21 protein-coding genes and 1 pseudogene are annotated in these 19772 nt (G+C 71.4%); 10 read left to right on the top strand and 12 right to left on the bottom strand.

Annotation, left to right across the window (positions count from 1 at the left end; all coding sequences use genetic code 11):
- Positions 1 to 85: 85 nt before the first annotated feature.
- Positions 86 to 538, bottom strand: a complete 453-nt coding sequence (locus OG611_RS36055; protein ID WP_266430039.1) for a WXG100 family type VII secretion target — start codon at positions 536 to 538, stop codon at positions 86 to 88.
- A gap of 171 nt (positions 539 to 709) precedes the next feature.
- On the opposite strand from OG611_RS36055, the gene OG611_RS36050 reads away from it, so the two are divergent.
- Positions 710 to 1339: a hypothetical protein gene (locus tag OG611_RS36050; RefSeq protein WP_266430037.1), complete on the top strand. Its 630-nt coding sequence runs from the start codon at positions 710 to 712 to the stop codon at positions 1337 to 1339.
- Positions 1340 to 1490: 151 nt separating this feature from the next.
- On the opposite strand, the gene OG611_RS36045 is transcribed toward OG611_RS36050, so the two are convergent.
- From OG611_RS36045 to OG611_RS36020, 6 genes are all read right to left on the bottom strand, one after another.
- A complete protein-coding gene (locus OG611_RS36045; protein ID WP_266430036.1) occupies positions 1491 to 1814 on the bottom strand; it encodes a WXG100 family type VII secretion target in 324 nt (107 codons plus the stop codon).
- A gap of 90 nt (positions 1815 to 1904) precedes the next feature.
- The gene (locus OG611_RS36040) at positions 1905 to 4634 is read right to left on the bottom strand and encodes a right-handed parallel beta-helix repeat-containing protein (protein ID WP_266430034.1); all 2730 of its coding nucleotides are present in this window, start codon (positions 4632 to 4634) and stop codon (positions 1905 to 1907) included.
- Between the two features lie 79 nt (positions 4635 to 4713).
- Positions 4714 to 6060: an EsaB/YukD family protein gene (locus tag OG611_RS36035; protein ID WP_266430032.1), complete on the bottom strand. Its 1347-nt coding sequence runs from the start codon at positions 6058 to 6060 to the stop codon at positions 4714 to 4716.
- Between the two features lie 81 nt (positions 6061 to 6141).
- A complete protein-coding gene (locus OG611_RS36030) occupies positions 6142 to 6456 on the bottom strand; it encodes a WXG100 family type VII secretion target (protein ID WP_093545736.1) in 315 nt (104 codons plus the stop codon).
- Between the two features lie 82 nt (positions 6457 to 6538).
- Positions 6539 to 6904: a WXG100 family type VII secretion target gene (locus OG611_RS36025; RefSeq protein ID WP_266430025.1), complete on the bottom strand. Its 366-nt coding sequence runs from the start codon at positions 6902 to 6904 to the stop codon at positions 6539 to 6541.
- Between the two features lie 193 nt (positions 6905 to 7097).
- Positions 7098 to 7352, bottom strand: a complete 255-nt coding sequence (locus tag OG611_RS36020) for a hypothetical protein (protein ID WP_266430022.1) — start codon at positions 7350 to 7352, stop codon at positions 7098 to 7100.
- A gap of 310 nt (positions 7353 to 7662) precedes the next feature.
- Here OG611_RS36020 and OG611_RS36015 point away from each other — a divergent pair, with 310 nt between their 5' ends.
- The 4 genes and pseudogenes from OG611_RS36015 (at position 7663) to OG611_RS36000 (ending at position 11151) form a co-directional block, all read left to right on the top strand.
- Positions 7663 to 8202, top strand: a complete 540-nt coding sequence (locus tag OG611_RS36015; protein ID WP_266430020.1) for a winged helix-turn-helix domain-containing protein — start codon at positions 7663 to 7665, stop codon at positions 8200 to 8202.
- Positions 8199 to 8729 (top strand): annotated as a pseudogene (locus tag OG611_RS36010) (transposase). The gene OG611_RS36015 and the pseudogene OG611_RS36010 overlap by 4 nt, the downstream one beginning before the upstream one ends.
- Before the next feature lie 166 nt (positions 8730 to 8895).
- Entirely contained in the window at positions 8896 to 10110 is a 1215-nt protein-coding gene (locus OG611_RS36005; RefSeq protein WP_266430019.1) for a beta-ketoacyl synthase, read from the top strand.
- Positions 10111 to 10704: 594 nt separating this feature from the next.
- Positions 10705 to 11151: a TIGR03618 family F420-dependent PPOX class oxidoreductase gene (locus tag OG611_RS36000; protein WP_266430017.1), complete on the top strand. Its 447-nt coding sequence runs from the start codon at positions 10705 to 10707 to the stop codon at positions 11149 to 11151.
- Between the two features lie 56 nt (positions 11152 to 11207).
- On the opposite strand, the gene OG611_RS35995 is transcribed toward OG611_RS36000, so the two are convergent.
- The 3 genes from OG611_RS35995 to OG611_RS35985 form a co-directional block, all read right to left on the bottom strand.
- Complete coding sequence (locus OG611_RS35995) at positions 11208 to 11831, bottom strand: HAD-IA family hydrolase (protein WP_266430015.1); 624 nt, start codon at positions 11829 to 11831, stop codon at positions 11208 to 11210.
- Positions 11832 to 11851: 20 nt separating this feature from the next.
- Complete coding sequence (locus OG611_RS35990) at positions 11852 to 12706, bottom strand: hypothetical protein (protein WP_266430012.1); 855 nt, start codon at positions 12704 to 12706, stop codon at positions 11852 to 11854.
- Between the two features lie 152 nt (positions 12707 to 12858).
- A complete protein-coding gene (locus OG611_RS35985) occupies positions 12859 to 13515 on the bottom strand; it encodes a Crp/Fnr family transcriptional regulator (RefSeq protein ID WP_266430009.1) in 657 nt (218 codons plus the stop codon).
- Positions 13516 to 13838: 323 nt separating this feature from the next.
- On the opposite strand from OG611_RS35985, the gene OG611_RS35980 reads away from it, so the two are divergent.
- The 5 genes from OG611_RS35980 (at position 13839) to OG611_RS35960 (ending at position 18433) form a co-directional block, all read left to right on the top strand.
- Complete coding sequence (locus tag OG611_RS35980) at positions 13839 to 14222, top strand: hypothetical protein (protein WP_266430006.1); 384 nt, start codon at positions 13839 to 13841, stop codon at positions 14220 to 14222.
- Positions 14212 to 16251 (top strand): hypothetical protein, encoded by a 2040-nt coding sequence (locus OG611_RS35975; protein WP_266430003.1) that lies wholly within the window; start codon positions 14212 to 14214, stop codon positions 16249 to 16251. Before OG611_RS35980 ends, OG611_RS35975 begins: the two co-directional genes overlap by 11 nt.
- A gap of 14 nt (positions 16252 to 16265) precedes the next feature.
- Positions 16266 to 16988, top strand: a complete 723-nt coding sequence (locus OG611_RS35970; protein WP_266430000.1) for a hypothetical protein — start codon at positions 16266 to 16268, stop codon at positions 16986 to 16988.
- Positions 16985 to 17257 carry a DNA-binding protein gene (locus OG611_RS35965; protein ID WP_266429997.1) on the top strand — a complete coding sequence of 91 codons (273 nt, stop codon included), beginning with the start codon at positions 16985 to 16987 and terminating at the stop codon, positions 17255 to 17257. Before OG611_RS35970 ends, OG611_RS35965 begins: the two co-directional genes overlap by 4 nt.
- Positions 17258 to 17335: 78 nt before the next feature.
- Positions 17336 to 18433 carry a hypothetical protein gene (locus OG611_RS35960; RefSeq protein WP_266429993.1) on the top strand — a complete coding sequence of 366 codons (1098 nt, stop codon included), beginning with the start codon at positions 17336 to 17338 and terminating at the stop codon, positions 18431 to 18433.
- 102 nt (positions 18434 to 18535) lie between these two features.
- On the opposite strand, the gene OG611_RS35955 is transcribed toward OG611_RS35960, so the two are convergent.
- Both OG611_RS35955 and OG611_RS35950 read right to left on the bottom strand, forming a co-directional pair.
- Positions 18536 to 19129, bottom strand: a complete 594-nt coding sequence (locus OG611_RS35955) for a dienelactone hydrolase family protein (protein WP_266429990.1) — start codon at positions 19127 to 19129, stop codon at positions 18536 to 18538.
- Between the two features lie 162 nt (positions 19130 to 19291).
- Positions 19292 to 19735: a hypothetical protein gene (locus OG611_RS35950; RefSeq protein WP_266429987.1), complete on the bottom strand. Its 444-nt coding sequence runs from the start codon at positions 19733 to 19735 to the stop codon at positions 19292 to 19294.
- Positions 19736 to 19772: the final 37 nt, after the last annotated feature.

Genomic DNA, 19772 nt, shown 5'->3' with positions numbered 1-19772 from the left:
GCGGACGGAGCGGGGCGCGGGCACGGGTGCGCGCGGGGGCGGACGCGGGGCGCCCGCGCGGTCGTGGGGGCGCGGGCGCCGCGGCTCAGTGGGGGAAGGTCATGGTGATCGCCGTCTTGTTGGTGTCGGTCTCCGCGCCGGGCGGGGTGTCCTTGGGGTCCTCCCCGTCCCCGCCGCCGGTCAGCGCGTCGTGGAACTTGCCGAAGGCGCCGGTGATGCCGTCCTCGGCGAGGCTGTAGTTGTGCTCGGCGCTCCCGACGCCGTCGGCGAGGGTGGGCAGGACGGCGGGCGTCGGGTCGTCCTTGAAGCCGAACAGCTCGCGCATCACGCGGTTCCACTCGTCCACGACGGCCTGGGCGTCGGCGGCTGCCTTGCCCTCCCAGCGCAGGCGCAGCCCGAAGATCCGGTCGCCGATGGCCTGGGTGGTCTCCGAGACCTCCTTGCTCAGGTCGAGGAGCCGCTTGGCCGAGGACGCCATCCCCTGGGGGGAGACGTCTAGGAGGGAGGTGTCGTAGTCGGTCTTGCCGTTATCGGCCATGACGCACCTTTCCGGCGAAACCCGGTGCCCGGTACGGGACTTGTTCCCGTACTCGCCACCGCGTCCGCACTGACAATTCCGCACACAAGTGATAAACCTGACAGAGTTCCCGGGGACCGGTCCCCGGTCGGCGTGCCACCGGGACGGTGCCGGACAGACGAGGGAGAGACCGTGAGCGGCCCGATAGATTCCAAGTACGACACGACGCCCCTGCCCGAGCCGGAGGAACCGGCCGACGGCAAGGACCCGGAGCCGAGTGCCGACAACGGCAAGGACCTCAGCGGCCTGGTCCCGGAGGACAAGGTCGCCTGGGACACCCCGCCCTCCTTCAATCTCGACCCGAAGGACGTCAACAGCAGCGGCTCCAATCCCCCCGAGCCGAAGCCGGGACCGCCCTCCGGAAGCCTGCGCGTGGACCTCGCCTCGCTGCGCACGGCGGAGAAGTCCATGCTCGTCGAGGCGCGCGAGGCGGTCGCGAAGTACGAGGAGGTGCGCGCGCACGTCGCCTCGGTCAAGGACACCGTCTTCGGCCAGACCGCGAAGGACAAGGCCGACACCGGTGAGGGGCACACGAGCCTGGCCAGCGGCTACAAGCCGCCGCAAGAGGACTCGGACAACCCCTTCGCCCCGGCCGCCCGGGAGTTCGCCGCCGAGATGAACCCGGCGATGGAGCGCGCGCTGCTTCAGGTGGGCTCGGCGCTGGAGAAGTTCGGCGAGTACATCGCCCTGCTCAACCACTCCGGGCAGGTGTACGCGCACACCGACCGCGAGTCGCGCTTCCCGCCGCCGCCCGCCGGTTGAGCGGGGCGCGTGCCCGGCCCCGCCCCGCCCCGCGTGCCGCGCGGGGCGGCGGCGCGGCACGGCGCCCGCTCGCGGCCGTACGGGCAGCGGCGCCCCGGGCACGGCGAGCGCCCCGCGCGGCACGGCCGTACCGGCGGCGCGGTGCGAGCGCTCAGCCATGGGAGCCCCCGCCGTGCAGGTTCTTCTCGTTCTGTTCCTCGGCGGCGTGGTAGTTGTCGTAGCTCGTCTGCATCTTGACGACGATGTCGGCGAGGACCCGCTCCAGGTCGTGCTGGCACTTGTGGAACCAGGACTCGATCTCGTCGAAGGTCCCGTAGGCCGGGGTGTTCCAGTGCTCGCCGACGCCCTTCATGGCGTGGTCGATCTCCTGCATGAGTTCGGTGACCAGCCCGGACGCCTTGCGCACGTAGCCGAGCGTGTCCCTCAGTTCGGCGAGGTCCGCCTTGAACTCCTCGAACGTGATCTCCTCAGCCATCCGTGGCACACCTGCCTCTCCCCCGGTCCTCCGGGGTCTGCGGTCGCGGCGCGGCGTACGGGACGCGCGCGGGGGGAAGGGGCGCGCCGGTCACAGCGCGCCCTCGGGCGGGAGGTCGGCCGTCCGCAGCGTCGTGAGCAGGTCGGGCTCGGCGGCGGCCAGTCCGGCGGGGCTGAGATCGAGTTCCGCGACGCGCGCGGCGTGCCGCTCGGTCATCCGCTGGAAGACCTGCCGAGCGCTGCGCCCGTTGCCGAAGCGCTCGCCGCGCGGCAGGGTCTCGAAGTAGTCGTGCAACGCTTCCACGGTCTCGGGCGCGCAGGTGTACTCGTGCCGCGCGGCCTGGTACTGCACGATGCGCACCAGTTCGGGCGGGGAGTAGTCGTCGAAGTGGAGGGTGCGGGTGAAGCGCGAGGCGAGGCCCGCGTTGGAGCCGAGGAGCCGGTCCATCTCGCTCGGGTAGCCCGCGACGATGACGACGACCTCGTCCCTGTGGTCCTCCATGAGCTTGACGAGCGTCGCGACGGCCTCGGAGCCGAAGTCCGTCATCTGCCCCTGCGGGACGAGGGAGTACGCCTCGTCGATGAAGAGGACCCCGCCGAGGGCGCGCTTGAAGACGGCGGTCGTGCGGGGCGCCGTGTGGCCCACGTACTCGCCGACGAGGTCGCCGCGGTCGGTCTCCACGAGGTGACCGCGGCTGAGCAGGCCGAGGGCGGCGAGGAAGCCGCCGTAGAGCCGGGCGACGGTGGTCTTGCCGGTACCGGCGTTCCCCGCGAAGACGAGGTGGCGGCTGAGCGGCGGCGGGGCGAGCCCGGCGTCCTGGCGCACCTTGACCATCTGCATGAGCCTGGTCAGCGTCAGCACCTCGCGCTTGACGCCGTCGAGCCCGACCAGGCGGTCGAGTTCGGCGTGGAGTCCGGCGAGTTTGGCCGCGGCCTCCTCGGGGTCGCGAGCGCCCTCCTCGTCCTCGCCCGGCCCGGTCCTCGCGGGGGCGCGGTGCGCGGGCACGGCCGTGAGGACGGCGCGCGCCTCGCCCGGCGACGCGAGCGAGGGCAGCAGCGGCTCCGCGACGTCCTCGACGTGGCAGTCCTCGGCGCGCACCTCGGCGTCCTCGGCGCGCAGCAGGTCGGTCTCGGTGCCGGTGACGGTGCAGCGGCGCAGCAGGACGCGGGAGCGGGCGGCGGCGTAGACGGCGGGGAAGCGGCTGCCGGTGAGCCGGCAGTCCTCGTAGCGGCCCGCGCCGCCCTCGTCGACGTAGAGCGCGTTCTTCGCCGCCCCCTCGACGGTGAGGCCGCGCACCTCGGCCTTGGCACCGGCGCGGACGACGACGCCGCTGCCGCCGGGGGCGTCCACGGTGCCGTCCTCGATCACGGCCGTGCTGTCCTCTTCGAGGAGCAGGCCCGCGCCGCCGCTGCCGGTGACGGTCACGTTCTCCAGCCGGGCACCGGTCCCCGGGCCGACCCTGACGCCCGTCTCGGCGCTGCCCTCGATCGCGCACCGCGCGAGCAGCGGGCGGTGGCTGGTGCGCAGCCGGACACCGTCCCGGCCGCCGGAGACTCGGCAGTCGCGCAGGGCGGCGTCGCCGTCCTCGACCACCACCCCGGCGAGTTCGGCGCCGCTCACCTCGCAGCCCGTCGCGAGGAGTTCGGCGCGCGCGGTGACCCGTAGACCGTACTCGGGGGTGCCGGTGACGGTGCAGTCGCCGGCGCTCAGGCGTGCCGAGCCGCCCAGGTGGACGGCCGTGTAGGCGGTGTCGCGCACGGTGCAGCCGGTCAGTGCGAGGTCCGGCTCGCCCACCGCGTAGACGCCGTTGGCGCCGGTACGGGCGAAGGTGCAGTCCCGCGCGGTGACCTGCCCGGCGGCGCTCACGACGAGGGCGCTGTCGGCGCAGTCGACGGCCCGTACGGAGACGAGTTCGCCACCGGCCCCGCCCGTGACGAGCACGGCGGCGCCCTCGGTGTGGTGCACGTGGCAGCCGTGGAGGCGGACCGCGCTGCCGTCCTCCGCGAGGACCCCGGCACCGGCGGTGCGGAAGATCTCGCAGTCCCGCAGCCGCACCCCGTGGCCCGGGTCCCCGGCCTCGTGCGCGGCGCCCTCTGCCGCGGGGGCGCGACGGCCCGCCGTGCCGCGCGTCCACAGGCCCTGGCCGCCCGCCCCGTGGAGGCGGCACTCGTCGAGGCTCGCGGTGGCGTGGCCGCCGACGAGGACGGCCGACTCGCCGCTGGCGCGCACCTCGCAGCGGCTCAGGCGTACGTGCGCCCCGCCGCTCACCAGGACACCGTGCCCGGTGACTCCGTCGATCAGGGAGTCGGAGACCTCGGCCCGTGCCTCGTCCTCCACGCGCAGGCCCTCACCGGTGCACCCGGCGAGCGTCACGTCCTCCAGGACGGCGTGGCCGGTGCCGGTCAGGCGGACCGCCGCCGCCCCGGCGCGCCGCACGGTGCAGCCGCCGAGCCGGGCGGTCGTCGTCCCGGCGATCTCGACGCGCCCGCCGGTGATCTCGCAGTCGCGCAGCACCGGCTCGCCGCCGCGCAGCAGGACGACGGGGTCCCGGGGAACGTCGGATTCGAGGGCGAAGCCCCGCACCTCGGCGCGGCCCGCGTGCACGGTGAGGGCGGGCCCCCGGGCGGCGACGAGCCGCACGGTGCCCTTGGCGACGAGGCTGACGTCCTTGTCGAGCACCAGGCTCTCGGTGTAGGTACCGGCCTGGACGGTGATCACGGCGCCGGGCTTCGCCGCCCGTACCGCCGCCCCGATCGTGCGGTGGCCGCCCCAGCTCCCGGGCGCCACGCGCTCCGCGGCGAGCCTCACCGCGCCTGCCACCGCCGGGCCCCCGTCCGGTGGCCGCCGGACGGGGCGGCTGACGGGGAAGGTACGGGAAAGCCGTGCCCCTGACGGCCCGTCACAGGCTGCTCCCGAGGTTGGCCAGCTTGTCGAAGAGGCCGAAGACCCCACCGGCGAGCGGTACGCAGGCGACCGCGAGGAAGGTCGCGAGGCCGCCCGGCCAGCTCGGGCGCTCCTGCTCGACGGGGCGCAGGGCCGCGCCGAAGGCGAGGAAGAGACCGCAGGCGAGCAGGACGAGCCCGGCGAGGAAGGCGGCCAGCGGCCCGGCCGTCCGCGAGTCGAGGGCGTACTCGGGGACGCGCACGGCGAGCGCCAGCAGTCCCACGACACCGGCCGCGAGCTGGGGGGCGACGGCGCTGAGCACCCGGACGGTCCCAGCGTGGAGAAGCAGGCCGAGGCTCACGCAAGCGGCGAGCGCGAGGCCGTAGACGTCGTCGTGTGCGGCGAGGACGAGCAGCGCGGCGGCCAGACCGGCGGCGGACACGGCGCTGAGCGTGGTCAGCAGCCGGTTGCCGCGGCGGACGATGTCCGCGACGTCGGTGGAGTCGATCACGGCGGCGCCGGTGTCCCGCCCCGAGGGGACGAGCACCGCGATCTGGCTGGTGACCCGGGGCAGGAGCCCGGCGAGCAGGAACAGCACCGTCGCGACCACGGCGGCGGAACCGGCGAGACCGGCGTGCAGGACGGTCAGCGGGACCACGAACGCCGCGGCGACGAGCGTGAACAGCTGGAGCAGCACGGTGGCGGCCGAGGGCAGCGCGAGGAGCCCGGCGAGCGCGCCGATCACGGCCGTACCCGCGACGAGCACGGGTGTCGCGACGGGCCCGTGCACCGGGGCGCCGAGCCCCGCGCAGGCCATCAACGGGCAGGCGGCGAGCGCGACGAGCCGCCGCACGGCGAGCGGCAGCGGCCAGTTCTTGCGGGTGGCGTACCAGGCGAGGAGCGCGCTGCCCAGCGCCGCGACCGCGACGAGGGCGGCGGAGGCGCCGGAGAGCCGGTACGCGCCGAGCCACACCGCCGAGGCGAACATGACGAACAGCCCGGCGAGCACGACGCTCTGGGCACGGCGGCGGGCGCTCCACAGCGAGCCGTCCCCCCGGGCCTCCGCGACCTGCTCGTCGAGGTCGGTGACGCTCAACTCCTCGCGTTCGGAGGCACGCTGGTCGCGCAGGTAGAGCACGGCGCCGTCGAGGATGCCCGCCGCCGCCAGCGAGACGCCAGGGGCGAGGGGCAGGCCGCCCGACTCGGCGAGCGACCAGACCGGAGCCAGGTCCTCGGGCTCGGGCTGGCCGCACAGGGTGGCGAGCCGGGGGGTGTACTCGGCGATGGGGGCCTGCGCGGGAAGCGCGAGGTCGACGCGCCTGCGCTCGCCGACCACGGTAACCCGGCAGCGTTCATCGGGCACGGACGTTTCCTTCGGTGTGGGGCGTACGAGGCCGCCTCGGTGTGGGCGTACGAGGCCACCGGCCCGCGGGCCGCGGTGGGTTCAGTGCCGCCAGGTCGACATGTTCGACCACTCGGCGTCACTGTAGTTGTTCCAGTTGACATGCATGGCCTGCGCGATGCGGCCGAGCACGCCGTCGGGCCCGAAGAGGCCGTCGGCGGCCAGGTCCCACTCGTTCTGGAGATCCTGGTAGTACGTCGCGGCCTGGCTCTCGCGCCAGGCGTCGGCGAGCGGCGCGAGCTGCGACTTGAGCGCCTGGAGTTCACCGGAGATCTCCCCGGCCCTGGCGTTGAGCGTGCCGCCCGCGGCGGCGAGTCCCTCACCGACGTAGATCGGTGTGCCGTCGATATCGGCCATGGCTCCTCCTCGGATGCGCCCGGCCCGGTGGCCGCGCGCGGACCGCCGGGGGCGGTGTGCGCGAACCGGCCGGGGCGGCAAATCAGTTGAAGTTGGTCCCTGACGGGATCTTCGGCACGTCCTGGCCGAGCGCGGCGAGGTTGTTGAGGTTCTGCTGTTCGGATTCCTTGTAGTTCACGTAGTTGCCCTGGAGGCCCTTGGAAATGCCCTCCAGCGCGTCGTGGAGCATCCGCGCGTAGACGTCGTACTCGGCCATGAGGGTCTGGAACTGGGTGTGGGCGATGCCCTGCCAGTTCGCCTCCAGGCTCGTCACGTACGCCTTGAGCTCCGCGAGTTGCCCCGCGATCTCGGTCGCAGTGCGGGCCGTGCTACTGGAGGCGTTGGCCAAGTACTCGGGAGTCACCCGGTACGTGACGCCGCCGACGCTCACAGCGGGCTGTTCAGCCATGGGAATCCGCCCTTCTCGCCTGCTACCTGATGTAGTCAAACATCGCACAGGCCCCCTCCGCCCCTGGTGGACGCCACTGAGCAGCCCCTGGACAAGCCCTGAGCAAACGCGGCACACGCGCGCCACCGCGTGCCCCGAGCGGAGGTGGGGGGACGGACGGGCCCGATCGGCTCACCCGCCCCGGGGCCACGCCTCACACCGCCCTCTGCGGTTCCCTCTCCGCTATCTCCCCCACGAGCGCGAGTTGTCGGCGCTGGGCGCGTGTGGAGAGCTCCGTGAGCCGTTGGGCGTGCTCGGCCGTGGGGCACCACAGGAGCTGGGCAAGGAGGAAGCGACCACGGTCGGGGACCGCGACCAGGTGGGGCCACAGCTCGCCGGCCTCCTTCGCGCGGCGGGCGACGTCGTCGTGGTGGTCCAGGGGGAGGACGAGATCGGGGGTCCTCGCCATGTCCGGGTACCACTCGGCCGTGTCCGCGAGACAGGCGCGGCGGAACTCCTCGTCGTGCGCCCCGCTGCGCAGCCGGAGCAGGGCCGCGTGGGCCCGGCGGGCGTCGTCGCCGCAGGCAGCATTCCCCAGGTTCTTCGGGACTCGCGCTGACCACTTGCCGACTCTTCTGACACATCGTCAGGCGATTGTGGAGGGGTTCAGAGGGGCCGAAGCGGCGCGGCAACATAGCAGCGGCCCGCCGGTTACTGAGGTTGAACTCGTGGTGTCGTAGGGGCTGACGGGCTGTACCTCTCTGCGGAATCACCGGACCATGCGGCATCCACAGGGTGGCGGGTTGACCGCCGAACGGCAGCAGTTCCGTGAGGAGTTACGGCTTCAGGCTGCGGAACGGTTCGTCAGGGGCGAGGCGGGCTCGGTGATCGCCAAGGACTTGCGGGTCAGTGTCCGGTCAGTGCAGCGGTGGCGGCACCTGTGGGAGGAGGGCGGTCCTGGGGCCCTGCGGTCGCAGGGGCCGGCGTCGCTGCCGAGGCCGAGTGAGAAGCAGTTCGCGCAGTTGGAGGCGGAGCCGACCAAGGGGCCGGGCGCGCACGGCCGGGAGGACCAGCGGTGGACGTCGGCGCGGATCAAGACGGTGATCGGCCGACGTCTCGACCTGACCTGCACGATCCAGGGCGTGCGCAAGATGCTGGTGCGCAACGGCTGGTCCTGCCAGGTCCCGGCCCGACGCGCGATGGAGCGGGACGACGAGGCGGTGGCCGGCTCGGTCAAGAGGGTGTGGCCCTGCGCGGAAGACGCGCGGCGACCCGTGGAGCCTGGCTCGTCTTCGAGGACGACGCCGGCTTCTCCATGACGCCGCCGCACGCCAAGACCTGGTCACGACGCGGTCGGACCCCGGTTGCGCGGGTCCGTGGCCGTTCCCGCAGACGGATATCGATTGCCGCGCCGACCTGCTACAAACCTGGCCACCGGTCCCGGCTGATCCTCCGGCCCCGCCGGGACGACGGCCGCCGCGACGACGGCAAGAGCTTCTCCCGGTGCGACCGCCAGGACCTGCTGATCGCCGCACATCAGCGGCTCGGCGGCCCGATCGTGCTCATCCGGTACAACCTCAACGTTCACAAGGCTGCCGGCCTGCGGGAGTTCGCTTCCGCCCGGGACTGACCGACCATCTACCAGCTCCCGACCTACGCACCCGACCTCAACCCCGTCGAAGGGATCTGGTCGCTCCTGCGACGCGGCCGGCTCTCCAACGTCGCCTTCAGCACTTGCGAACACCTCGTCCAGCGCATCCGACGCGGCCTGCGGCACATCCAGTACCGCAGCGACCTCATAGACGGCTGCCTCGCCGGGACGGGCCTGACCATCAGACCCGCCTGAGCGACGACGCGACTCCACGACTTCAACCTCAGTAATTGTTGGAAGAGGACAATTTCTCGCTTTCGACTCGGTCGACTCTTACTCTGATTTTCCTTCTGAGCGCTGGCATGATCCCCATGAGGGCAAGCCATGAACTATGTGGTCTGCACAATTCAAGGAGGCTCGTGTGACCCGTAACGGTCGTGTGCTGGTGACGGGTGTCGGTGCGATGACGCCACTGGGAGCCGATGCGCCGTCGTCGTGGTGGGGGCTGCTGGACGGTAAGTCGGGGGTGCGTTTCCTGGAGGAGGAGTGGGCCGCGGACCTGCCCGTGCACGTTGCGGCCGGGCTCACGGTGGACCCTGCCTCCCTGCTTCCGAGGACGGAGGCCAGGAAGCTGGACCGTGGTGAGCAGGTCGCCATCCTCAGTGCGCGCGAAGCCTGGCAGGACGCCGGTGCTCCGCAGGTCGAGCCGGAACGACTTGCCGTCGTCATCGGTACCGGGACCGGTGGTGTCCTCACCACGCTGGGGCAGGACGACATCTTCGAACGCGCCGGGATTCGCCGGCTCTCGCCGTTCGCGGTCCCCATGCTGATGCCCAACGGGCCGGCTGCCTGGGTGAGCATGGACCTGGGCGCGAAGGGAGGCGCCAGGACTCTGGTGAGTGCCTGTGCGTCCGGGGCGGAGGCCCTCGCCCTGGGGCAGGATCTGATCCGCAGCGGGCGGGCGGACGTGGTCGTCGCAGGCGGGGTGGAGGCATGCCTGCACCCCTTCACCATCGCGGCATTCGCCCAGATGAAGGCCCTGTCCACGCAGTCCGTGGCCCCGGAGACCGTGTCCCGCCCGTTCGACGTCAAGCGGTCCGGGTTCGTCATGGGCGAGGGCGCGGGCATGATGGTGCTCGAACGCGCCGAGTTCGCCCGAACCCGCGGAGCACGTGCCCACGGCACGCTGGCCGGCAGCGCCGTGAGCTCGAGCGCGAACCACATCACGGCCTCCGACGCGGCAGGCCAGGCCTACGCCATGGAACTGGCGCTGCGCGACGCCGGCCTGGCCCCGGCGGACATCGGGGTCGTGCACGCCCACGCCACCTCGACGGAGTCCGGTGACCTGGCGGAGGCCGAGGCGATCGGCCGAGTGATCGGCAGCCACGCCGCGGTGACGGCGACGAAGTCGATGACAGGTCACATGATGGGCGCGTCCGGAACGGTTGGCGCCATGACCGCTCTCTTCGCGCTCAAGGACGGCATGGTGCCGGCCACACGCAACCTCGACGAACTCGACCCGCGCGTGGAACTGGACGTGGTGCGTGGTGAGCGCCGCACCGGTCAGTGGTCTGCTGCGTTGGCCAACTCGTTCGGGTTCGGCGGACACAACGTCAGTCTCGTCTTCACCAAGTGACGACGAGACATTGACCGCCACGCTGGGCGGCACGGGCTCCTCAGGCCCGGTTGCCGCCCACCCGTGATGCCGTGTCGTTGCTCGGACCGGCCTGACCATCCGACCGGTCACGACAACACGACCACGCACTACGGCCTGATCACCGCTGGACATCCGCCAAGGGCTCCCTGTTCCAGGGCGGGCGGCCTCCTGGACGACGACCTGTCACACCAGCTCGACCTTGCGAGCGAGCTGTCGAGCCACGAAGCAAACCTTCCGAGCGGGAGCCAGGCCACTGCGCCCAGGCCCCGCAGCGGCGGTCACCAGGTCAGCAAGCCGGGTCGCCTCCGCACCCGATACTGACCATTTGCTGACCCGAGCGGCCGCATCATGCCTCTGACCTGTACAGATGGCGAAGCACCAGATCTTGGACTTGCCCATGGTGCGCAGCATTCGGCACTCCCTGACGGTTGGCTCCCTGAGTCGGACGGCAGTGCACTGTCGACGGATGCCGCGGAATCACAACGCTCCGAACGCAGGCGGACAGGAACGAGGCTCGGCGAAGCCCACGACTTCCGAAGCCGTCCCGTCGATCATGGTTGGTAGCCTCCAAGGATGACTGCGACTTTCGACGAAGCCGTTCGCGCGCGACTGCAGGGCGCCCATATCTGGTACATCGGCACTGTGTTCGCCGACGGGTCGCCGCAGGTCAGCCCGATGTGGGTGGATCTGGAAGGCGAGAGCGAGCTGACATTCAACACCTCAGTGGGCCGGGTGAAGGAGGAAAACCTCCGCCGCGACCCCCGCGTCTATCTCTCGCACGCGGACGCCGCCGACCCCTTCGACCGAGTGCAGATCAGTGGCGAGGTGACCCGCTTCATCGAGGGCGAGGAGGCGCATGACCGGATGGACCGGCTGGCCCGGAAGTATCTGGGCGTTGAACGGTTCGAGTGGATCATGCCGGAGGAGCAGCGGGTCGCGGTGATCGTGCGCCCGGTCAAGGTCCGGCACATCGTCGGGGTGGAGCGGTTCCGGCCCGGAGGCCCCACCCCGACTCCCTGACCGGTCTTCAACGACCTGGCGTCGGCGCAGAGGCGGTTCCCCGCTGCCGCGGGCGCTCACCACCCGCCCCCGGCGAGCGGGCCGCTGCCGGTCTCGATCAGGAGGCCGACCGGCTCCGGCCCGGCGCCGACCACCACGATCCGGTCCAACGAGGCCACCCGGACGACAGGCCCGTCCAGTGCGTCGGGCCAGGCCGCGCCCGCGTCCGTCACCGCGATCAACCGCATGCCCGCGCCGAGTCCGGCCGCCGCGCCGGACGGGGCGTCTTCTATGACCACGCACTGCGCGCTGGTCACTCCCAGCTCGGCGGCCGCCCGCAGATAGGGTTCGGGATCCGGTTTGCCCCGGACCACGTCGTCGGCGGTGATCACGATCTTCGGGGTCGGCAGGCCCGCGGCGCGCAGCCGGCCGCGGGCCACAGGACCGGAACCGGAGGTGACCACCGCCCACTGCCGTTCGTCGAGTCGTTCGATCGGTTCGGCGGCTCCGGGACAGGGCCGGCAGCCGTCGAAGTCGGTGAGCTGCCAGCTCTGCATGAGCGCGACCTGTTCGTCGGGGTCGGCCGACGGGACCAGCTCCGCCGCCAGTTCCGCCAGCAGCGAGGCCCTCCGTCCGCCCTGCCGGGCGAGTGCGGAGGATACGAGATCCGAACTCGTGAGGGGGTACGAAGAAACGGCCACCTCGGCGGAATGATCAAGCGTCAGGCATCCGTCCCGCGCCGGGTCACCGTCACACGCTGACCGCCGTGCACCGTACCGGTGTTGATGTTTTCGTTCGGGGCCCTGTTCGCCACCCGTACGCCTTCGGATGCATCGCGCCTTCCCGTTCCCTCCTGGTCGCCGTCCGTGCCATGTCCCTCGCCCGCGGCGTCGCCGGTCATGTGCAGGTCGTGCAGTGGTCCGGAGGGGAGCGGCACATGGATCCAGGCCCTTTGGGCGAATCGCTTGCCCTCGACCGTTGCCGGCACCTCGATGAAGTGGTCCGGATGACGTCCCGTGTACCCGCTGGCGACCGCGTCCTGGTAGCAGCGGTCCGACAGAATGGCCGCCACCTGGGTGACGTTCTCCCTGGAAGACGCCAACACGGCTTTGACCGGGCGGGAGTCGAGCAGGCGGTGGGTGTCGTTGCGCACCGTCCCATTGCCTCCGAACTCGTCGCCGGTGTCCGGCAGGGGACCGACGTGCAGGCTGACACGGAGCCTGATCGGCAGGGCCCCGAGAGCATGGATGTTGAACTCGGCCAGCACTTCCTGAAGCGTGAACAGCCAGGGATGGATGACGAAGGGCATCAACGACGGGTCGAATCCCAGGACGTAACCGTCGCCGGTGGAGGCGGGGAACTTCCGGTCGTTCCACAGCTCCGCCAGACCTGCCCGGTCCAATGAGGTCCCGATCAGGTCGGGCACCGTACGGCTGACGACCTCGTGCTCGATGGCGGGGAGGCCGGTGAAGTCCTTGGCGTCCACGGCGATGATTCCCCGGTACGGGGGCAGCGGGCGACTGCGGGTGTAGGGCGCCGCGGTGGCCCGGGGCAGTCCGTTGTCCTGTTCGTGCATCGTCGCTCCTCTTCGAGGTTCCGCCGGGGCTCGTGCCGGCGGGGCGGGAATGTGGTGGTGCGTCGTCTCCGCGCCCCGTGAGCTTCACCGAGCGACGGGGAGCGTTCCGCTCCCGCGGTGCAGACGACCGGTGATCCACGCCATGTCCCCGTTCAGGTGGCGGCTCGACGGTTGAGCAACCGACTCAGGTGCACCTCGTCGAGGACTTCGATACGCGTCCTACCGAAACGCACCCGATGGGATCCGAACCGCTCCAGCACCTTGGTCACAGAATTCCGGCCGACTCCGAGGTGTTGCGCCAACTCGTCCCTGGTGAGGGAGAACGAACGCGCTCCGGAGATCTCGATCAGACGGAGCAACGTCGCCGCGAGCCGCTGATCGATGTCGCCCTCGCACGACTGGGTCTGCTCGCGCAGTCGGCTCACCGCATGCAGAGCGAGCTGAAATGCCAGGTCGTGCTGAGTGACGAAGTCACGGAAGGCAGCTGCGGGGATCACAGATACTTCACACCTGCTAAGAGTCCGGACATGGGCAAGCCTGACTCCGCCGTCCTGCACCGCCACCTCCCCCAGCACTTCTCCCGGCCCTCGGAAGGCGAGCAGCCGCTCCCTGCCGTCGCGATCCCCGCGCACCACCTTCACGATGCCGCGAAGTAGCGCAAGGACATGCGATCCGGACTCCCCCTGATGCAGCAGGACCGCGCCCGCCGGATGCGGCCGCCGCGGAAAGCCTGCCAGCCCTTCCCATGCCGATGCGGGCACGAGCTCCCGCAGTACCCGTGCCGGAGAAATGCGATTCTGTTCGCTCATGCGATCACGGTAGACGGCCCCATTCCTTTCCGGAGCGGAATGAGAAATTCCTCTTTTTATTGAATCGGCCACGTGAAAGCGCAGTTGCATTTCGACGCTGGATTACCTGTGACATTCCGGACTTTCTTTGTCACGCAAAGGCTCTCACTCGCCGCTCCGGGACACGCAACCGCCACCAAAAGATCGAATGTTCGGAATGTGACGACCGACATATTTCTTCTGCACTGCGAGAGCGGAGAGCAGCTCGACGGCGCGGAATTCTCGAATCGCCAGGAAAACCGCCGGCGGCCATTCGGCTCGGCCGGCCCTCTCCCGGAGGAGCCATGCGAGAACACGACAAGTACGTGGGTGGCACCCATCGCGCACCGCGAGCCGATGGGCCGGCGGACTTCGGTCTCGCCCACCCGCTGCCCGGCCGGACCGGCGATCCGGAGCGGGACGACCACGGAGAAGAAGCGGTCCTCGATGCGCTGCACCGCGCCGGATACACGCCCGCCCCGGAGGAGCTCGGACGGCTGAGCGATCTGCTGCGGTCCCTTCGACGCGCCGGGTCCACCAACGACGGGCCGGCGGCTCCCGCGAGGTCGTACACCGCTCTGAACGCCCCGCGGGGCGTCATCAACACCGGTCTCGTCCACGGCGGACAACACGTGACCGACATCGCGGTGTCCGGTGACTACGTCCGGGGAGCCGACGATGACCTCTGACACGAGCTCCGTCGACGGTGCCCTCAAGGCCGTGCTCCCCGAACTGGAGCGGAATCAGCGGATGTTGGTGCTGGCTCCGCACAGCACGGTCAACACCGGTGTGGTGCAGGGCGATCAGCGCAATGTGTCCAGCTCCTCGGTGGCCGGCGGCGGTCCCGTGGTACCGGTACGTCAGGGGCCCGTGCGGGCGAAGGACCTCCAGGCCGCCCGGCGCCGCTTCGTCCCGCCCCCGGCCTTCGAGGCGGGTCTCGCCGCGCTCGAATCGGGCATCCTGCTCCTTGTCGGCGAGCCGGGTACGGGCCGGCTGACGCTGGCCCTCAATCTGCTCGCTCATCCATGCGACGACCCGGCACTCGTCCAGATCGACGGGGCGGAGGACCTGACGCGCTGGCGTCCCCGGCCGCAAGGGGTGCACGGCTACCTGGTGACGGAGCCGGGCGACCCCTTCGCGCTCAGGCCCTGGGACCTGTCCAATCTGGAGGCGGCCCTGGCGGAAGCGGAGGCGCGCCTGGTCATCGTGCTTCCGGACGTTCCGGGGCTGACCCGGTTCCTGGAGAGGGACTTCGGTGCCCAGGTGGTGCGCCACCGGCCGCCCGACCCGGCCGAGGTCTTCGCCGCCCATCTCGCGGACATCTGCCCCGACGCGCGGGACCGCGCCCGCATGCTGGAGCCGCTCGGACCGGACTTCCTTCCCTCGGTCCTGCCCTCCGGGCTGCCGCCCGGGTACGCCGCGCGGGCGGCGGAAACCGTGGGCCGACTCGGTGCCGGGGGCGAGGTGCGCCTGGCCGAGGTGCTGGCCCGGCTCGCCTCGGTGGAGGCCCAGGAACTTCTGGCCCGTGCGGAGCACGATCCGGAGCTCCTGAGTCACCTGTTCTCGGTCTCTGTGTACGGAGGACTCGACCGTGGCATCGTCGTCGAGAGGGCCGCGGATCTGATGGCCTCGGCAAGTCCCGGACCGGAACCCGGGCCCGCAGGTCACGGTCTCCGGGAGCCGATGGGCAACCAGGGGTTCGGTCTGGTCCGTCAACGCCCCCTCGGGGACATCCTGCGCGGCGTCGGGGCGCACCGTGTACCCGGTCTCGGCGTCGACGGTCCGCAGCCCGTCGCGTTCTTCTGGCCGGCGGTCGGCGACGCGGTGTGGGAGGTGGTGTGTCGCGAACACGCCGATCTGCTGCCGCCGCTGCACCACTGGCTGGGCAGGACGGGGTCCACAGCGACGGAGATCGAGCGCGCCGGTCGTGCGATGGCCGGGATGGCCGTGCGCACCGGAGGGCGCACACTCGGACTCGTCCGTGAGCTCGCCCTGACCGTGGGCCACGCGGGTTTCGAGGTCGCCGCCCGGTGTCTGGGAACGGCAGCGCTCGATCCCGTGGTCGCCCACAAGGTCCGCGACCTGCTCCAGGAATGGAGCGACGCGCCCGAAACGGTGTTGCGCAGCGCCGTCGCGTACGCCTGTCGCTCCGACGTGGGCGGGGTCGAGGCCGAACACGCACTGATGTTGCTGCACGGTGTGGCGAACAGGGGAGGCGACGCCCCCGAGGACACCTCGGTGGCCCTGTCCGTCGCGGAGACGCTGATACAGCGGTTCGCGGTGGGGGATTCGGAGACCAGGGAAACGATCACGCGTCACCTGGTCGTCTGGACACAGGCCGAGGACACGGCGGCCCTGGTGGCCTCTCTCACCTTTCCCGTCCTGGTCGACTTCGACCACATCTGGTTCAGCGGCCGGATGCTCGCCGGGCCGACGACGGCCTCGGACATCGCGGAACTCGTCCAGCGGGCGCTCAACGAGGCCGCGTCGTACCCGTCGATGAGGGACGCGCTGCTCGCCTGGTGCCGCGGCCCGGACGAGGCGCCGGATCCGGCCGTCGAGGAGCTGTTCGCACGGCTCGTCGACTCCCGGCAGCACGGGTTCCTGCGCCTGCTCCTGCTGATCGACCGGGGCGGCGATGCCATGCCGGGCAAGGCTCTCGCGGAACGCTGCCTTGCCGAGTGGCGCAGCAGGAACCAGCCCCAGCGGACCGACTGATCAGGAGGACGACCATGGCATCACTCTCTGGGCCCGGACTGTTCGACTCCATCGAGAGGGAGTTCACGAGCAGGGAACCGGCATCCGGACTGCTGCTCGAAGACGGCTCCGGCACCGCGGGGGTCCCGCTCTCCCCGGCGGAGGCGCGCCCGATCCTGTACGACCGCTCGGCGGACCCCGCCGTACGAACTTCGCTGTGGCAGCAGGCGGTTGCTCTGGCACAGGCCGACGCCGACCGTTCCGGCTGGCCGCTGTGCGCGGTGTGGCTGGCCGTGCCCGGACTGCGCCGCACGGCGTTCCGGATCGCGGACCGCTTCGGCACCGCTCGCGAGGATGTCGAGGCCGAGCTGGCCACGGCCTGCCTCGAAGCACTTCGGGAGATGGGACCGGACACCGCCGATCCCGGGTCCGTGCTGCTGCGCTCCGCGTGCACGCGAGGCTGGAACACAGCACGCAGGGCGCGTGCCGAGACGGCGGTGGAGGACATCGACGCGGTGGCCGGGGCGCGCCCAGGCACGGACGGCCACTGGCAGGTGGAGTTCGAACGTGCCGAAAGGCCCGCGGGCCTCTGCGCACCCCTGCGGATCACCGTTCCGGCCGACCGGGCCGAGGGCGTCCGGGTCGGGGCCCTGGCGCAGGAATGGGGCCTGGCCGACACCGTCGGCGACACCCGCCGCCTCCGGCGGGGGCGCCGGGTCGGAACACTGTCCTTGCGCGGCCCGGGGAGGCGCGGATGAACGAGCGTGACCGGACACCCCTGACCTTCCGGGAGATCTTCGACCTTCCGGTGAGCGTCGACCTCGGAACGGCTGCACGGGCATTCGGCATGTGCATGAGTACCGCGTACCGGCTGGTCGGCCTCGGCACCTTCCCGTGCGAGACCGTCCGTGTCGGCCACCGCCACCGGGTCGTCACCGTGGATCTCATGCGGGCCCTGGGCATCGACGAGAGGCCCGTCTACGCCGACGACCTCGCGGACGGCGTGGCGCTGACGCTCTTCGACTGACGCGGCTCCACCGGGTCGGCAGGTTCCGGCCGGCCCTCGACATTCCGGCAGTTCCAGAACCCCTGGAGGACATCCACCGTGCCCACATGCTTCGTGATCGGCCCGAACGGCAACACCCGTGCCGCCGCCGACGGCACAACCCACGACATCCAGCAGCGCTCCGCCGTCTTCTACGAGGAGGTCGTGCGGCCCGTCTGCGAGCGGTTCGGCATGACCCTGGTCCGGGCCGACGACGTGGCCGGCGCAGGCCCGTTGTCCGACCGGTCGATCCGCCACCTCATCGACGACGACATCGTCATCGCCGACCTCACCGGGTGCAGTCCCGAGGTCGTCTACGGCCTCGGGATCCGGCATACCACCGGGCGGCGCACCGTGCACCTCTGTGAGGCCGGCAGGGCGCCCTTCGTGGCCGGTGCGCTCCCGACCATCGAGTACCCGGCCCTTCCGCTCGGCTCGGCCGAGGCCCGGCAGGCACTGATGACCACGCTCTCCGAAGGACTCCTCGGAGAAGGGGTTCCCGGGGGAAGTCCCCTTCTGCCGGCCGCGCGCGTCCCGTTCCCCGGCGCAATGGGCGCGGCTGCTGTCGAAGGCCCGACCCCCGCCCCGGCCGCAGTGGAGGAGGACGATCCGGGGCTCTGGGACCGGGTGGCCGCCGCCGAGACGGCCATGGAGGCGATCGTGGACGACATGGCCGATGTGGACGCGGCGCTCGTGGACCTCGCGGCCATGGGCGAACTGCTCAATGAGGACATGGTCCGGGCCGGTCTGCCGGGAACCCCGATGAGTGCCCGGCTGGTTGTCATCAACCGCTTCGCCAAGGCCATCGAGGGCCCGGCCGATGACTTGGAGGCGGCTTCGGGGCGTTTCGTCGAGCGCATGAACATCGCTGCCGATGCCCTGAGCGCGTTCCTCCAGTGGGCGCGGGACACCCCTCGTGACGAGTGGCCGGACGAGGTGGACGAACTGCTCGGCCAGGTCATCGGGACGGCCCGGGATGTCCGGGAGTCGGCGGACAGCGTGCAGGAGGTCGAGCCCTTGATCAAGATGCTCGGCATGACCAGTCGGCAGCTGCGCAGGCCGAGCCGGAAGATCGGCGCCTCCCTCCGGGCCATGTTCACGAGTCTGGCCATGTTCGAGACGTGGGAGAGCACGGCCCGTGAGCTGAAGCAGAACTGAGCGACGCGGGGCCGCGCGGACGGCCCGGGACCACGGACGTGGTCCCGGGCCGTCGTCCGCCGGACTGGCCCCGGTGCTCCCGCCGGAACGGAGGGCGCCGCGTCAGGCGTCGCGGTGGTCCGCGTCCCGGGAACGGAGGAATGCCAGCGTGCGGTCGAGCAGCAGCGCGGCGGCCTCGGCGTCGTAGGACGGCAGCGAGTTGTCGGCGAACAGGTGCTGATCGCCGGGGTAGAGGTGCAGTTCGGCGTCGGCGGCCTCGTCGACGAGGGCGCGGGCGGCGTCCGCGTCGCCCTCGTCGGTGAACAGACGGTCCGCCTCCATGGCGTGGATACGGACCGGGAGCCGCGACGGCCACGCTCCGAAGGCCGAACTCGGGACGCAGGAATGGACGAACACGGCGCCGAGTGCCCCCGGCCGGGTCTGAGCCAGCTTCTGGGCCGGCAGCACGCCGAGGGAGAACCCGATGTGGACCAGCTCCTCCGGTGAGTCCGCCGCCGCCCGGACGCCGCGGTCGAGCAGCTCGTCGAAGCCGGTCTTCTCCGCGTACGCCAGCCCCGCTTCCAGAGTGTCGAAGGTGTGGCCCTCGTACAGGTCGGGAGTGTGCACGGTGTGCCCTTCGCCGCGCAGCGCGTCGGCGAAGGTGATCACCCCGGGGGTCAGGCCCTGGGCGTGATGAAACAGGAATACTTCGGCCATCGTGAGCCTCCAACAGCTTTCGGACAGGGATCGATCCATGAATCTGGAAGGTCCGGGCGCGTTGACCAACCGCGGCGTCCCGGGCCACGGAAGGTTCCGTTGGACGACAGCGGCTCCCCGGGCAACCGACCCGACGACCGGACCGCGCGGCCGACCGCCCCCTCACTCCTCGGGCGGCGGCCCCAGAAGCACCGGCCAGCCCTGATCGGCATCGAGCATGCGATCCGGAGACCCGGTGAAAACCGCGGTCGCGGGCGCCGCCCGCGCGTACAGTTCCGGGTCCGCCTCGGTCTCCGCCCGGAGGACCAGCAGCGCCTCCGGGTCGGCGGCCGAGCGGCCGGGGAACGCCGCAAGGTCCGCACCCCTCCGCCCGAGCGCGGACGGGTGCACGGCGATGTCGACTGTCAGGCGGCGGCCGTCGAGGGTGTGTTCGGCCCAGCCGTCGGTCCCCGCCAGGAACAGGACGCCGTCGCCCTCGTAGCAGTGGTCACCGAGCCGGGCGACGGCACGCTCGCCGGGTGAGCCCTCCGGGTCGACGCAGAGCGTCACCACGGGCACATCGGGCTCGTCGGGGTTGACGCCGGGACGGATGTGGAGCCGTGCCATGGGCGGCCTCCGGTGACGGGTGGGGCAGGTGGGGGAC

The sequence above is a fragment of the Streptomyces sp. NBC_01363 genome, assembly GCF_026340595.1.
In the GTDB taxonomy this organism is placed as follows: domain Bacteria; phylum Actinomycetota; class Actinomycetes; order Streptomycetales; family Streptomycetaceae; genus Streptomyces.
The sequence above is the reverse complement of the archived record's forward strand: the minus strand, read 5'-3'. Positions and strand labels throughout refer to the sequence as shown.